The 16,178-nt window shown below is 39.6% G+C and carries 13 protein-coding genes; 6 read left to right on the top strand and 7 right to left on the bottom strand.

The window, feature by feature from the left end:
- Positions 1 to 125 precede the first annotated feature (125 nt).
- From ABDZ91_RS09195 to ABDZ91_RS09180, 4 genes are all read right to left on the bottom strand, one after another.
- On the bottom strand, positions 126 to 902 hold the full coding sequence (locus ABDZ91_RS09195; protein WP_343798309.1) for a cobalamin-binding protein: 777 nt from the start codon (positions 900 to 902) through the stop codon (positions 126 to 128).
- Between the two features lie 60 nt (positions 903 to 962).
- Positions 963 to 2,201, bottom strand: coding sequence for a M20/M25/M40 family metallo-hydrolase (locus tag ABDZ91_RS09190; RefSeq protein ID WP_343798307.1), 1,239 nt, complete (start codon positions 2,199 to 2,201; stop codon positions 963 to 965).
- Between the two features lie 57 nt (positions 2,202 to 2,258).
- Positions 2,259 to 3,599 (bottom strand): MFS transporter, encoded by a 1,341-nt coding sequence (locus ABDZ91_RS09185; RefSeq protein WP_343798305.1) that lies wholly within the window; start codon positions 3,597 to 3,599, stop codon positions 2,259 to 2,261.
- Positions 3,600 to 3,870: 271 nt separating this feature from the next.
- A complete protein-coding gene (locus ABDZ91_RS09180) occupies positions 3,871 to 5,022 on the bottom strand; it encodes an MFS transporter (RefSeq protein WP_343798318.1) in 1,152 nt (383 codons plus the stop codon).
- Between the two features lie 230 nt (positions 5,023 to 5,252).
- Here ABDZ91_RS09180 and ABDZ91_RS09175 point away from each other — a divergent pair, with 230 nt between their 5' ends.
- From ABDZ91_RS09175 to ABDZ91_RS09155, 5 genes are all read left to right on the top strand, one after another.
- On the top strand, positions 5,253 to 6,632 hold the full coding sequence (locus ABDZ91_RS09175; RefSeq protein WP_343798304.1) for a Glu/Leu/Phe/Val family dehydrogenase: 1,380 nt from the start codon (positions 5,253 to 5,255) through the stop codon (positions 6,630 to 6,632).
- Positions 6,633 to 6,886: 254 nt separating this feature from the next.
- Positions 6,887 to 7,357, top strand: coding sequence for a RidA family protein (locus ABDZ91_RS09170; protein ID WP_343798302.1), 471 nt, complete (start codon positions 6,887 to 6,889; stop codon positions 7,355 to 7,357).
- Positions 7,358 to 8,323, top strand: a complete 966-nt coding sequence (locus ABDZ91_RS09165; protein WP_343798300.1) for a threonine ammonia-lyase — start codon at positions 7,358 to 7,360, stop codon at positions 8,321 to 8,323.
- Between the two features lie 68 nt (positions 8,324 to 8,391).
- Positions 8,392 to 8,982, top strand: a complete 591-nt coding sequence (locus tag ABDZ91_RS09160; RefSeq protein WP_343798298.1) for a hypothetical protein — start codon at positions 8,392 to 8,394, stop codon at positions 8,980 to 8,982.
- Between the two features lie 102 nt (positions 8,983 to 9,084).
- On the top strand, positions 9,085 to 9,732 hold the full coding sequence (locus ABDZ91_RS09155; RefSeq protein WP_343798296.1) for a pentapeptide repeat-containing protein: 648 nt from the start codon (positions 9,085 to 9,087) through the stop codon (positions 9,730 to 9,732).
- 70 nt (positions 9,733 to 9,802) lie between these two features.
- Here the strand turns inward: ABDZ91_RS09155 and ABDZ91_RS09150 are convergent, their stop codons facing one another.
- From ABDZ91_RS09150 to ABDZ91_RS09140, 3 genes are all read right to left on the bottom strand, one after another.
- Positions 9,803 to 11,905: an N-6 DNA methylase gene (locus ABDZ91_RS09150; RefSeq protein WP_343798293.1), complete on the bottom strand. Its 2,103-nt coding sequence runs from the start codon at positions 11,903 to 11,905 to the stop codon at positions 9,803 to 9,805.
- Between the two features lie 75 nt (positions 11,906 to 11,980).
- Complete coding sequence (locus ABDZ91_RS09145) at positions 11,981 to 13,108, bottom strand: GNAT family N-acetyltransferase (protein ID WP_343798291.1); 1,128 nt, start codon at positions 13,106 to 13,108, stop codon at positions 11,981 to 11,983.
- Positions 13,109 to 13,245: 137 nt separating this feature from the next.
- Positions 13,246 to 14,457, bottom strand: coding sequence for a winged helix-turn-helix domain-containing protein (locus ABDZ91_RS09140; protein WP_343798290.1), 1,212 nt, complete (start codon positions 14,455 to 14,457; stop codon positions 13,246 to 13,248).
- 151 nt (positions 14,458 to 14,608) lie between these two features.
- On the opposite strand from ABDZ91_RS09140, the gene ABDZ91_RS09135 reads away from it, so the two are divergent.
- The gene (locus tag ABDZ91_RS09135; RefSeq protein ID WP_343798288.1) at positions 14,609 to 15,937 is read left to right on the top strand and encodes a polysaccharide biosynthesis protein; all 1,329 of its coding nucleotides are present in this window, start codon (positions 14,609 to 14,611) and stop codon (positions 15,935 to 15,937) included.
- Positions 15,938 to 16,178 lie beyond the last annotated feature (241 nt).

Below are 16,178 nucleotides of genomic sequence, written 5' to 3'. Positions count from 1 at the left end.
GATTCCGCGTCACCACGGACACCCTTGCGTTAAGCTACTGCTACTTCTGCCTTCACAGTTCGGGACTTGCACCCTATAGATTGCACCCATGCTGGGCGCACAAAGTAAGGATTTAAGCGGTAGGCTTAAATCCTTTTTGCATTCAGGATATCCGTCAATTTCTTTAATCCTTCTAGTAACCTTGGTGATGGTCTGCAATAGAGCGACTCTTCTAATACATAAATTTGGTTCTGTTGAATGGCTTTCATTTCTTGCCATCCTGGTCTTTTCTTTACTAACTCTGGGTTCATCTTGGACTCCTTAACCCCTACCCAAACCATGCAGATATAATCAGGATTTCGCTTCTTTACATCTTCCCAATCGGTTTGAACACTAGCAAGCTCAACTGTTTCAAATATATTGTAAGCCCCTGCTAACCTACTGATCTCCGTTAACCAATTCAATTTACCAGGAGTGAATACAGGCTTTGGCCACCATTCCCAGTACAATGAGGGTTTATTTTTTACCTTTTGTGCCTGATTACGATATTGGTTTACTTCATTCATAAACTCTTTGGATTTTTGCTCACCTAGTCTTTCATACCCCATGGCCGTTGCAATAGATTTGATATCGTCAGCAATTTCATCTAGCGAGTTAGGGTTAAGCGTAATAAAGGGCAGCTTCCTTCTTTCAAGCTCCTCAATGTTTTTCTCCATACCTGGGACACTTAAGGATGCTAGCACAAGGTCCGGCTTCAGTTCTTCCACTTTATCCATGTTGATAGAAAGGTCTGGTCCTACTCTCGGTAAACCTTTAACTTCTGGTGGCCAGTCAGAAAAATCATCCACTGCCACCATATGTTCCGTTTTGCCAATATATTGAACAATTTCCGTATTACTCGGACAAATAGAAATAACGCGCATGGCTTCCTCCTACGTAAAAGAAAATCCACTGCTTTAAAATAAGCGGTGGACTTTCGTTTATTATCTTTTTTCTAATAATGGCTTACTTACCCCCGCAACCCCTATCAGACCTAGGATTGTGAGTAAAATTTTTTGTGGACCGTAGTAAGCATCTGTTGGATCAAAGTATTCCTCTTTGGTATGTATCCCACCAAATTTCCCGCCTCCACCAAGGGTTACAGCTGGAACCCCTAGACTGATGGGTACATTGGAGTCGGTACTACTTGGTTGCTCCAATACTGGGCTAAATCCTAATACTTGTGCAGCAGCAAGCGAGGATTTGACAATAGCCGATTCTTCACTTTGTGAGCCTGCTGGTCGGTTTCCAACTAGTTCAATATCTACCTTAATGGCATCTTGTCCCCAGCGATTGTTTTCGTCATCCGCAGCTTTTTTTATAATAGCCAGTGCTCTATCTTCTAATAATGCTAATTCTTCTTGGGACGTGGAACGGAGATCTATGACCATATTCGCTCTTGCTGCAATGGTATTTACTGTTGTTCCTCCAGTAACTGTTCCTACATTGAATGTCGTTTTCGGTTCCTTAGGCGTTTCCATATCGGCTAACATTGCAATAGCTCTACCTAATGCATGGACAGCACTCGGTGTTCCAAAAGCACCAAAGCTATGACCACCAGGACCCTGGTATGTAACATTGTAACGAGCACTTCCCGTTGCAAGATAAATGACACCAGCTGGGTTACCGGGCTCGATTGAAATAAAACCATCCATGTCATTCCGGTTCTCGAAAAGAGCCTTGACTCCACGGAGATCCCCTAAGCCTTCTTCTCCAACCGTCGCACCTACGATTAGATCCCCTTCCGTTTGAATGTTAGCGGCATTTAAAGCACGGACAATCGTTAGTACAGCTGCCAAACCTCTACCATCATCTGCAATCCCGGGTGCATAAATCTTCCCGTCCACTTCTTTGTGGATGGTATCAGTCCCCTCAGGGAAAACAGTATCTAAGTGTGCACATAATACTAATCGTGGTCCTGTGCCGCTACCTTTTCGTATTCCAAATACATTTCCCACTTCGTCCGTTTGAATATCTTCTATTCCTAGTTCTAGTAGCTTCTTTTTGTAAGCTTCTCCTCTAACCTCTTCTTGGAAGGTTGGTGCTGAGATTGCTGTTAATTCAATCTGCTCCTTTGTTGTATGATCATGGTCCTTCTTAAGATAATCTAGCCCTCTTATTACATCTTCGTTTTCTAAAAGACGGTTAAAAATTGAGACGAAATTGTTATCTACCTGTACCATAGTGCAATCAGAACCCCCTACATTTTTCTTGTTGTTTACCATTATAACAATTATTGTTTAAGCTTGAGTCGTAACGGCTATCCCCTCATTTTCAACAGCTCTGTCTTCTAATACATCCGGTAACTCTCCCTCTAATTTCCGCACCCGAGGGTTAAAGTAGAGAAGTATAGAGGTTAAAGACCACAGTACTCCTAATAAAACAAACAATAAACCTATGGCTCTTCCATCTCCCATGCCTACTAATTTACCAAAAAGACCGGAAAGACTTCCCCCCTCTTCCATTTGAGGGGCTAACCATCCAACAAGTGGTCCTGCTGATATAAAAGCAATGGGCTGTAGAGAAACTGCAATCATTCTTCTTAGGGAAAAAACTCTTCCTTGTACATGAAGTGGCACTTTTCTTTGCCAAATAGATTGGCTAGCCGCATTCCCAACAGGAATCATAACAAAGACAAAAAAGACTCCCAATGTAATCAAAAGAATCGATTCCTTTAAACCAGCAATACTTAGAAAGATTCCACCAACGAAACCTGTTCCTAGTACCGTTAACACTCTGTTTTTCGGAGCTCCCCAAATACTCATCGTGGCACCACCAACGAGCATCCCAATTCCAGCCAAAGATAGTGAGATACCTAGCATTTTTTCATCCGAAAAAGACAGAATCAATGGCTGAAGTAACACATTAAAGAAACCAAGTAACAAGTTCACAATGGCAAAATATAATAAGAACCCTTTTAAGCCAGGGCGCTTCATAATAAACTCCCATCCAAATAGAGCCTCTTTGAAAAATGAGGTCTTTTCCTCAACTTCTGAAGAACCTTTCGATGGAAGAGCCGGAAACTTAATACACAATAAAGTCGTGATTGCCACAAAAAAAGTAGCGAAATCAATGATTAGAATTCCGTTTAAATCAATTGCGTAAAACAAAAATCCTGCTAGCATAGGTGCAATTACAATTGAAAGAGCTTCTGTTAGCTGTACCATGCCATTTGCTTTATCCAATTTTTCTTTCGGTACTAGCATTGGAATCGATGCCTGATAGGCAGGCATTTGGAAGGAGTTAAACATCGTCGCAATCGCAGCTGTAATAAATAAATGCCAGACTTCCAGTGCGTTAAAAGAATACAAGATAAAAATCGCCAGTGTAGAAAGCCCTGCCATACAGTCACTGATGACCATTATCCATTTTCGGTTCCACCGGTCCACAACCACTCCAGCAAAGGGAGCAATTAGGATGCCCGGTAAGCTTGCTGCCATCATGATCATGGCGAACTGAGTGACAGACCCCGTTTCTTTTAAAATCCAAACTCCCAAACTAAATTGGGTTATTCCAGTACCAAGTACCGAACATAACTGCCCAATCCATAAAATGACAAAATTTCGAAAAGAGGTGTTCATATATCACTCTTCTTTCAGATAGTTTATACATACTATTTCTGCAGAGAGAGGGACTGTACCTTTTTTATGCAGAAAAATGGTTACCAGAAGTTTTATTCCAATAAATGTAAAATAACTCTCGGAAAATATCATTTCCAAGAGTTTTATTCCATAAATTAACAGTAAACTCTCAAAAAAGATAACTCTAATGATTTTAATCAAAAAAATGTTAAACGACTCTCTACACTAGTCCATAAAAAAAACACCCCACCACTACGGTAGGATGTTTTCATTATGAAACTGCTTGCTGTGGTACTCTTCTTCTTCTTTTCCCCTCAAAAACAGTAAGTACTGCTGCTACAATCATAAAGGTACTAGAAATTTGAAAAAGTGTTCCAGTCTCCACAAACGGGGCTATAATTCCGAAGACAAGTCCTCCTAAACCTAGCCCTAGGTCGATGGAAGAAAAGAACATACCGTTTGCAACGCCTCTTCTATTTGAAGGCGTTTGAGATAGGGTCCATGACTGGAGGGTTGGAATTAAAGAACCAAATCCGACTCCAAATAAGGCTCCTGCAACCGCAATGTGTAGTCCAGTATAAGCGAACGACAGCACCCACATCCCACTAAAAGCAATCAATGTACATAGGATGACTAATCCTTTTGGCCCTTTCTCATCAAACCACTTTCCAGCAACTGGACGAGATATCGAAGCCATAATGGCATTCGCTAAGTAAAATAGAAAAATCTGTTCTATTCCACGTTCCTCCCCAAATATGACAATAAAGGTGATAATGGATCCATATCCAAATGTAGCAGCCATCGTAATGGCAGCGGGATACCAACTCGTTTTTTCGACTAATGATCCAATATATGAAAATGTTAGCTCTTCTTTCTTCGTTTGTTTAACATCCTCTGGTGTTTGGTACCGGACAATGGACAATAAGATAACGGAAATAATACCAAGCATACCTGATATATACACAAGGTTTGTAAATGAAGTGACCTGATATAGATAGATTCCAAGACTTGGAGCAATAATCATTCCTAAGGTAACCGAGAGTCCGAAGTAGCCCATCCCCTCCCCCAGTCTTGAATTAGGAACCACATCCACTGCTGCTGTTCCATTTACGGTCGTTGACCAGCCCCATGCAAGTCCATGGGCCAGACGGAAAAATAAGAAGATGAATACAATTTGAGATAAAGGGTAAACAAATGTAATGATGAGTAAGAGAATAGCACCAAATAATACAAGCGGCTTCCGTGCCTTGTATTGGAGCATAAAACCGATAAAGGGACGACTTAGGACGGCACCTATTGAAAATAAAGTGGTCACAAGCCCAATCTCAAAACCAGTTGCTCCTAGTGATTTGATATATGGAGGCATGGTCGGAATCAGCATTTGAAAGGACATAAATACGAATAAGTTTCCAACCATGAGCATAATAAAAGAACGTGTCCACAAGGGTTCTTTTTGACTTGGCTTCAAAACATATCCCCCTTTGAAACTATTATTTCGACTCTCTAAATATTAGCATTGGGGGAAATGGAATGCAATACCAATTTATTGCCTTCTTACATCAAACCTATCCTTTTCATATAAGGTTATAAAAGTGTTACAATTCAAATGAGCATGTTAAGTTTTGGAAGAAGTTTATATTGGAGGTAATATGTATGGCAAGTCAAACGGGTACGATTGTTCAAGAATCTTTAGAAGCCTTATTAGAAGATCCATCCTTTTTACCAGAATTACAAGGTCAAGGTCGTAAGCAAGCTTTTACTTCATTGGCTGCAATACTTTCTACACCTAATCACATTCATAAATCCTTTCTTCGAATTCCAATGGACAATGGTCGGGTTGTCCGAATACCTGCCTATCGTGTTCAGCATAATAATGCTCTTGGTCCTTTTAAAGGTGGTATTCGCTTCCATGAGTCTGTTAACGAAGAAGAAGTTACCAACCTAGCTGCTTTAATGACTTTAAAAAATGCACTTCACGATGTTCCCTTCGGTGGAGGTAAAGGTGGAGTTGTTATTAACCCCCGAGAATTATCCATCAAAGAATTACACTCCATTTGTAAAAAATACGTTCAATACTTCAGTGATATCCTAGGTCCTGACAAAGATATTCCTGCACCTGATGTTGGAACAGGTGACAGAGAAATGGACTGGATGATGGCCGAATATAAAAGTATTCGCCCTGGAACACCTTATCGAGGCAGTTTTACTGGAAAGAGCATTGTCAATGGTGGTTCTCTAGGAAGAAGAGAAGCCACAGGTAAGGGTGTGTATTTTACATTCCGTTATTTAATTCACGACTTCCTTACTACTCAAGAGAAATGGTTAGCAAATACTGATAACCCATTTGCCAAAACGGCTCTTTCTTACCACTACAAACCATTAAATATCGCTATTCAAGGGTTTGGTAATGTCGGTTCAGTTGCTGCTTTAGAAGCTTATAACTGCACTCATTTACAAAACAAAGTCGTTTCTGTTAGTGATCGAAACGTCACATTATATAACTCAGAAGGATTGGATATTCCGGCACTTGTCCAATTTGTCACAACGAACAGAGGTGACCTTCCTAAAAATGAGGAAGAACTAAAACAAAGTGGGGTTAAAGCAGATGTTCGTGACCGAGACGATGTCCTTTCACTTGATGTGGATGTTTTAATCTTAGCAGCTTTAGAAGACCAAATACACAAAGGGAATATGGAATCAATAAAGGCAAACATCATCGTAGAGGGTGCTAATGCCCCTGTTACAGGTGATGCTGATAAATACTTAAGTGATAAAGGCGTCATTATTATTCCAGATATTTTAGCCAATGCAGGAGGAGTTATTGTTTCTTATTTCGAATGGTTACAAGGGCGCGAAACTCAATTTTACACGGAAGAAGAGGTCTTTAATCTCCTCTTCGATAAAATGAGAACAACCATGGACACCATCCTCCCACAATACTTTGGTGATCCCTTCCCATTGCGTCAAAACTGCTTCATCCATGCCGTAATGAAACTATCAACGGTCCTATTCAGACAAGGAAAACTGTACTAGGGACAGGGGGCGGTTCCCTGTGGGACAGGGGGACAGGTTTCCTGTCCCACCCCTCCTACTTAGTGGTTGCACCATGAACGCAAGATGGCTTATTGGTCGGCAGTATAAAATAAGAGTTGAAGAAATACGCTCGAATAAGTTCGAAATACGCTCGGATAGCTCAGAAATACGCTCGGATAGCCCGAACTGACGAACCATTTTTCTATAGAACCAGCGCCACCTTCCCCTATTTAATAGAAAAGGAGAATCCCAGAATGATTGAACAGCGATTAAAAGAGCTTGGTCTAGTGTTACCTGAACCGACTCCCCCACTCTATGAATATGTACCGGTAGTTATCCACCGTGGAGTGGCCTATATAAGTGGACAAGTTCCCCGAATAGACGGAGTTGTTCCTTTTGCCGGTAAGGTGGGACAAGACGTCACGATTGAACAAGCCCAGCAGAGTGCTAAACTCTCCGTATTAAAGGGACTTAGCTGCTTAAAAGCTGCCATTGGTAGTTTAGACAACGTAGAACAAGTGCTTAAAATAACTGGTTATGTGCAATCAGCCCCAGGTTTCAGTCAACAATCTAAAGTATTAGACGCTGCTTCAGAATTACTGGAGCAGATCTTTGGTGAAAAAGGGCGTCACACAAGAACAGCCATTGGTGCTGCCGAACTCCCAAGTAACACCTCAGTTGAAATTGATTTTGTCATTGCTGTTAAAGAAGAAGGAGGCCAGTAAATGATTACGTTAAAAGATGTTCAGACTGCACGAGAAAACATTAATGACATTACCCGAGTTACACCTGTATTAACGTCAGAGCTACTTTCTGAAATGTGTGGGAATCAGCTTTACTTCAAAGCAGAACACCTTCAAAAAACGGGTTCTTTTAAAATTCGCGGAGCAACTAACCGCGTCAAACAAGCTGCACTGGATGGTGCAAAACACGTTACAGCTGCATCCTCCGGAAACCATGGGCAAGCCGTATCTTACATTGCAAACCAGCTACATATTCCTGCAACCATTGTGGTACCGGTAGATGCAAGCCAATGTAAAATCAATGCTATCGAATCCTATGGTGGGAAAATTGAAAAGTGCGGGACAACCTCAGGGGAACGTCTCCCTCGTGCCAAATATATAGCTGAGGAAAAAAATGGCGTGTTTATTCCTCCATATGATGATCCTTTTATTATGGCCGGCCAGGGTACAGTTGGACTTGAGATTTTAGACCAAATAAAAGATGTCGATGCTGTTGTGGTTCCTGTTGGTGGAGGCGGTCTCATCTCTGGTGTCTTAACTGCAATTAAAGAATCAAATCCAAAAGTAAAGATCATTGGAGTAGAGCCTGAGATTGCTAATGACACCTACTTGTCTTTAAAAAAAGGAAAAATCACCTCCATTCCAGCTACGACAACGATTGCAGACGGCTTGCGCACAAACCAACCAGGAGACCTTACTTTCCCTGTATTGCAAAAATATCTAGATGACCTTGTCCTTGTAAGTGAAGATGAAATTAAACAGGCTTTTAGCCTCGTACTAGAAAGAATGAAGCAAATGATTGAACCATCAAGTGCAACGACTGTCGCTGCAGCATTATCTGGAAAGCTTGGTCTCAAAGGTAAAAGGGTTGTCACCGTTATTTCGGGAGGTAATGTAGACCTAGCTCAACTCCCTCAATTCATCGTAAGCATTGAAAATCTATGGTAAATTATACTTTCCTATCAATCTTCAACATTATGGTATGATATGTAAGGATTGATGAAGGAGGTTAAAATATGGCCAGTGGCGAGCAAATTAGGAATGGAATTTTTTCATTATATACACGTCGATTTGGTAGTGTTGCAGAAATTATGATTCAAAAACTTCTTGCGTTTAAAAAGGGATTAAACCAGTTTCATGATCTTTACGATCCCCACCAAGCCCTAAGAGTTGAAGTGAAATTCTCTAGAGGTCAACGAAAAGAAGATTCCATAAACGAAGAAAACGTTCTACAAGTCTTAGAAAATGTCTCAGACTTTACAAGCAGAATGTTCCCATCCACTGAGTGGCATAAGAATAAATTTGATTGTAATATCCAGCAGGTTAAACCTTCTGAGTTTGATTTACTTTACTATGGCGTGTTCTTTTCAGATGTCGTGGTGATCTTCAAGCTGACTCCAGATGACTTAACGAAAGCTATTAACTATTCGAATAAGCAGCATAAAGGGAATGTCGGAGAAGGACAGTTCCATTTAAATAACAAGACATATGAATTTCATCTAGAGAACTTCTTTGATCAAAAGCTTACGTACGAAGAACTCGGTGAGATCTTAAAGTTCCATTCAGATGAAGAATCGAATGTTAAGATCGTGCATTCGGGGAAATAGGTTATATTGGCGAATTCCTTTTTAGGGTTCGCCTTTTTTAATGGGAAAAGTTGTATTCTATGTTATCGTTAAAGTTAAGAGACTTAGAAAAGGCGATGAAAAATGGATAAGAAATTTAAGATGGACAAACCTAAAATTCCCACCCATATTAAACAAGGCAGCTTTCATGACATATATGGAAACGAAGATCCCTTTTTAATGAACTCTATCATCCAAGATTGTTCGATTGAACGAGAAACAATCGACAAAGTGGATATATCAAACGTGATTTTTAGAAACGTTACGTTTATTGATGTGAATTTTAATAATATGGAGCTGACAGATGTCACATTTGAAAACTGTGACCTCTCCAATGCAAACCTGTTTGAAGCGATTATACATCGAGTAGAATTTAAGGATTCAAAGTTACTAGGCGTTAACTTAGCTGAGTCTACGTTTGGTAATGTTTTATTTAATGGTTGCAACTTGAATTTAGGTGCATTTGGATACAGTAATCTAAAATATGTCACATTTGAAAAATGTTCCTTACGAAATGCGGATTTTTACGAATGCAAATTTAAAAACATTCACTTTTCTCAATGTGATCTACATGAAGTGAACTTTTCCCGAGCTCCCTTAAAAGGCATTGACATTAGTACTTCAACATTTGAAAGACTCATTGTAACACTGGAGGATCTAGACGGATGTAAAGTCTCACCAGAGCAGGCGATTGGATTTGCAAGGATGATTGGGCTAGTTGTGAAGGAATAGTAGGGTTTCGTGATTGGGAAAAAAAGATGCCTGTCGGTTACATAACTCAACCAGACAGACATCACCCAAACTATTTATTTTTCCCAGTCAAAAACTTACTATCTTCAACCTTCTCTTTAATCAACAATTTTGTATCCTCATCCAACTCATACAATCCAGAAATCAGCTCATCTAACTGATTGTACAATTCCAGACGCTCTACCTCATCACGACTTTCTAACAGGAGTTTAACAAGCTCTACCACTTCAGCCTGTTCCTCATCTGTACACATTGGAATCGGAATTGACTCAATATGGCTCTTCAGCACCTTTAGTGGTGAAAACATAAACGTGTGGAAAAACTGAGCAACCCTAGAATTCAACACAGCCATTACATATTTCACGGAGTACTGATCATGTTTAGGAATCAAGATATTTGCACTATTCAATGACAAGGTCTTTCTGTCATCATAGGCAAAAATCAATTCCTTATTGATAAAACGGTAAAACAGCTTTTCCGGAGCTCGATAAAGTCTTTCTGGGGCTACTTGTTGAAATTCACTTGGTAAAAATTCAACAAATTTACCTGAATGAACGTAATTAAATTTAAAAATATCTTTTCCGGTCAAAATGGGCTCCATATTCTCCAATTGTTCGTTAGAGACATACTTTTTATTATCACCCGTCACGATTCCAAGCGCATACTCCGCATGAATTTTATCCTTTAAATAAAAGACATTTTCAAATGCTCTAATGTGATCCAGCACCTTTTGGATTTCATTATCTGATAGCACATTAAAAATAAAATGATCATTTGATAAGAAGAGCTGCTGAGAGACCTCATAGACTTTCTCTGAATCTATGACCTTCACTTTATGAGTTTCGACCTTGTCCTTTAAAAGGGTTAAGGTCAAAGTATTAGTAAACACATTGGAAAATTCACGCCCCAATAAGGTGATATCTTCAATCATTGTATTTTTTAAAATGAACTCTCGAATCGTCCCATGTACCTTGATGTTCAATATCGACTCTGGCAGTACGAACGTAAGGGTTCCTCCCTGTTTAAGCATATCTATACTCGCTTCAATAAATAAAGAAAAGGATTCAATCGAATCTCCACTTGTTAAAAAGGCAGCCTTTAATTCTTGCTTCTCCTGGTCCGAGAAGCTATATCCCCATGGAGGGTTTCCTATAACCCAGTCGAACTCCTCATTTACTGTAAATAGTGACGGAGCGTGTTCGAATAGGGTGTTTTTACAAGTAATCTTTGGTTCACTCGTAATCTCATTCGTTTCTGTCAGTAGCAATAAGTTAATCGAGCATAGAGCTACAGCAATCGGGTTAATATCATAGCCTACGATAGACTCTTTAATTAACAATTCCTCTGCCTCTTGGACACTGTGCCCTTCACTCAACAGCTCCTGCTTTAACCAAAGAAATACCTTGATTAAAAAGTTTCCCGAACCACAGCATGGGTCTACTACCTTCAAACTCTCCCCTATTTTACGCTGGTAAACCTTCTCAGCATTTTGTTGAATAGTGACATCTACTACCTTGGAAGGGGTATAGTATTGACCACTTGTTTTTCTTTCTTTTGAAGCGGCTAGAGACATATAGGCTAATCCTAAAAAGTCTTCCCCCTCCACAAAAGGCAGCTCTATGCTACGAATTTCGCTTAAAAAGCCTATGTCCTCTTCTGAAATGGTGCCTGAACGGATATCATAAAGCCTCAGCAAATTTTTCTGGATAGAGCTCGGGATCATCAATTCTTCACGAACCATTCTACCGACCAAACTTTCAGGCTCTACACCCTTACACTCCACTTTTTTTCTCTGCAACAGAAAGTGAAGAGCAATCTCTAACAAAACGAGAGATACAGCCTGTTCATGCTTCATTTTCTTCGCAATAACGAGGATGTCCTCAATAGCTCCTAAGTAAGGTTTATATGTAACATATTCGCTTGGGATTATGTTCCCCTGTACCATCTTCTTATTTCGTCTACTTTTTAATCGATTGGATGTTCCTTCTGCTATATCAAGCTTTAAAGTTTCGATTTCCTTTTTATTAAAAAGAAGTACCTTTCCTTCTTTATGAAAGTCCTTGATTCTGCCAGACCTTATCCAGTTTCGGATGGTTGCTACGGATACTGATAATTCATGCGCGACTTCATCTATTTTCCAATATTGAGATTCCACACTTAACAATCCTTCCGGTCAATCTATTGGTGACATCCCATCATTATAGTACAAATTAGTAGGTGCGTATACTGACTAACTCGCGAGTGTACTTTCCTCACTTTGTTGTTCGGAAGTTTTGATAAAAAGAATGCTTTCATAAGGACTCATCCCTGCATATTGATCCTTTTTAAATAGGGCAGCATCCTTAAAACCAACTTTTCGATGGAAGCGGATGGAACTGTCGTTTCGAATAGGTTGGCTTACAACAAATGCTGTAAAATTCCTGTCTGGAAATGTTTGCAGCACCTGATTATATAAGTACGATCCAATGCCTTTGCGTTGCTGATCCTCTTTAATTGCAACCTGCTCGATATAGTATTGATTACTCAAAATGGATTCTTGTTCTTCTTGAGAAAGCCCTTCTAAATCGCCTAGTACTTCAACAGGAAAAGCAGAGTTCAATTCAATATAGCCAACTGTTTGTCCTTTGCTATCCTTCGCTACAAAATACACTCTCTCTTGAAAATCAATCGCCTTCCGTACATCATTTGGGATTATTTTTTTCATTAGGAAACCGCCGGTATGAACGCCACCGTCAAAATAAGAGTTATTGATATCCACAATATCTTGAATATCCTGGTAAGAAGCTTTGTGAAAAGAGAATTCCCTCGAATCCTTCACATTATTGAACCCTACATTACGCACTAGGATAAAGCTAAATATGACACAAATCATTTGAAGGAGATGATAGTTGGATACAAAGGTAAAGCTAATGAGCAACCAACTAAACGTATAAATAGCAATCACTATACATTTTTCTAGAATCCAAGTTTTAGCCCTATTTTTTTGAAAAGTTCCTGCCTTTTTTGCTTCATACTGGTTATTAATGACCCACGCTAGATCTAAAAATCCTAAGACAATAAAAGCAACAGCAAGTCCTTTCAAGTCATAAAAATAAGCAAATAACATTTCAATGTTTAGTAGAATTAAAAAATCAATAATAAATTCACGTTTCGTTGTTCGGACATCACTTTCTACATACTCACTCCAGTCCCACCAATACACGAGGGCGACTGAAATAACAAATAGCGCCATAATAGATTGACTAAAATCTTTTAAATCTATCTGTTGGACAAAAATAATATTACTGATGCCAATCCCAAGTAAAATGGCGTACATTTCATTTACAAATTTTCCGATGAATTTATTTTCCTTGTTCATCCCTTCTCCCCTTTCCCCTATTTTCCAGTTTTCTTTATTTTAACAAAGCCCTCTAAGAACTGCTCCAAAAAATTAAACAAACGTTTGTTTAAATGATGTTTCCCAATAATTAAACAAACGTTTGTTTAAACTTTTTTCTATATTTTATAAGGTTTTTCAACGATTACTTTCTCTACACCCAAGGAACCTGCAAATTGTTCTAAGGTAACTTGAAGGGCTTTTCTTAGCTTTGGAGTCTTTTTAATATGTGGCTCTAGCTTGAAAATTTGAATCACTAACTGATTGTTTTCTCTATCCACTCGAGGGTCTACTCTTCCGATTAACTGGTCACCTGCTAAAATTGGCATGGTGTACGGCCCAAATTCCCGCTTTTCTTTCGGAATATAAATCTCCCACTTATAGAAAAAATCAAAGAGATCCACGACTCGTTCTCTTCTCCATAAAAGGCTATCTAAAGGAGGTAAAAAACGGATTGGTCCTTCGGCTAGATCCGTATCCACTGACGACTCTTTAGCAATATCTTGAATAACCGGGACGTCCTCTGAAAGGATAAAATAAGACCTTTTTACTTCATCTATTTCAAGCGGAACCAGCTTGCCTTCTTGAACACGTCGTTCTATTTCTTCTCTTCTATCGACAGCCTTCATTCTTTGCCATCCGAACCTTGGATCCGTTGCATCAAAAATTCGGTAAGCTTTTATGTATTTATCAATCAACCCTTGTTTTGCTTCCTCGAGTGTTAACTTTTTTGTCTGCTGGAGAATCTTTTTAGGAACCGTTAATTCAGATATGCCAAAGTAACGTTCTGTTCCAACACGCCCAACGACTCGGATATCTCCAGTATCCATTAACAAATTCAGGGCATGTGATGTTTCTTTTGTACTGGGAGCCTTGTTATCCCAGTAACCATGGACTTTTATATCCGATTTAAAAGCACGTGATGGAAGTGGCCCTTCTTTTTGCAGCCTGTGTAGCACATGTTCAACCACTGGTCCAAGTGCTTCAATTCTTTCCTGTAGACCAGCACGCATTCTCGCCCTAATAGGTTCTAGAATAGGATAATCCTCCATTGGAATAACAGACGCCTCATTGGCTTTATATTCAATGACTTTTCCCTCGCCTAGTAGTTCCGTCAAATGCTCCGGTTTGTATCCTTGAATTCGCGCATTGAGAACTAAGTGTTGGTTCTGACCTACTACCGCTACAGGGTCAATTTGAAGGCATTCTAGAGAACGAATCATTTCTAAAACCTCTGTTGGATTTGAGGTGAAACTGTGATTTTCATTCCCCCTTAACCTTTGCTTCTGGAGTAAAAATCTCCGGGCCGTTCGCTTATCTACCTTTAACATCCTATTCCCCCTTGTGAAATCTCATTACGAGTATTCCCCCATCACACTTCTTGTCATAACTTGTACAACTTGTCTCATATCTTTATAGTATCGTTAATATTTATACTCAATCAAGGGAGCACCTCCCGTTAATAGAGAAAAGGAGACAACCATGAGAACATTTTTTAAAGGCACTCTCTTGTTAATCATTGCTGCGTTCATTGGTGAATGTATCGAGTTTTTAGTGAATATGGTTCTTGCGAGAGAACTCGGAGAAAAAGGAATGGGTCTCTATATGTCTATTCTTCCTTCCATTTTCCTGATTGTCATTTTAGCCAGCTTAGAACTCCCGATTGCCATATCAAAATTCGCTGCGGAACAAGAAGAACGATATCATCGAAGTATGTTAAAGCATGCAACGAGCCTTACCGTTCTGTTTACAGGAGCGTTGTTGATTGTGGCGGTCTTAGTTTTACCTTACATACCTGTATTTGATGACTACCATCCGATGGTCAGATGGATTGTCGTTGCCCTAATTCCGATCATCTCACTGACTTCGATTACCCGCGGATATTTTATGGGAACGCACGCCATGGGGAAAATAGCATTCTCGAACTTTTTACGAAAATTTGTCCAGTTGCTACTTTTGGTTTTTATTTATAGATTGCTTGAATTTGAGACCAATACATCCATTCTCGTTGCACTATGTACGATTGTAGTTGCAGATCTTGTCGTTCTTGGGTACCTGGGAGTCAACTACATCCTACAACTCAAAGAATTAAACAGAAGACCTATATCCTATTTAGATAAGAAAATTGTTCGGCGAAATTTGTTATCTGTTTCCGTCCCGACCACTGGGCTACGTATTTTCCATTCTGTTTCTCATGCTGTTCAACCGTTCTTAATTAAAGCTGCATTAGTGGCTTCGGGATTGTCAGCAGGGTTAGCTACAGAGCATTTTGGTTTGCTAGCTGGGGTAGCACTGTCCATAGGCTTCTTCCCAGCCTTTATCGCTCATTCCTTGTTGATTGTCTTAATCCCAACTGTTTCAAAAGCCCATGCTGACAAAAATTATGCCATGCTTCAGAGCTTGTTACAGAAAGTAATGAGGTTCACTGCACTTTATGGAATTCCTGCAGTGATTGTGTTCTATATCTTTGCGGAACCTCTTACTCAACTATTTTTCAAATCTAATTCAGCTGAATTATATCTGCAAATCCTTTGGCCGTACTTTTTGTTCCATTTCTTCATCATTCCAATGCAGGCGTTTTTAATTGGTTTGGGATTAGTATCTGATGCTTTTTATCATCAAATATGGTCTACCATCATTTCATTTGTTCTCATGTATGTCTTAGGGTCAATCCAAGAGCTACAAATGGAGGGTGTGATCATTGGAATGAATACGGGTGCGGTTCTCGTGGCCTTGATGCATTATTTAACCATTTGTAAAAAGATTGGGGTAACTGTTTTAATGAGAGAGCCTGTGAAGAGGTATTCTTAGGTTATTGGGAGATGCGCGCAATTTAGGATTGTTCCTTATAGGACTCAAAAGGGGCGGTCCTTTTTTGCATCTTAAATCACTGGTATTTACAGCTGGGTGCATTTGTGTATGAGATTTTTTATAGAGTAGCCGGCTTTTGAGGTTAATTAGAAGATCCGGTTGTTGGTTCGGGCTAGTCAATGAATGTTTTTCAGAAGTTTTGATTGCTAATTCGGAACTCAGAGGACTTTATTCAGAAGTA

Origin of the sequence: Bacillus carboniphilus, from assembly GCF_039522365.1 — a bacterium.
Taxonomy (GTDB): Bacteria; Bacillota; Bacilli; order Bacillales; family JC228; genus Bacillus_BF; species Bacillus_BF carboniphilus.
This window is presented reverse-complemented; position numbering and strand designations above follow the sequence as displayed.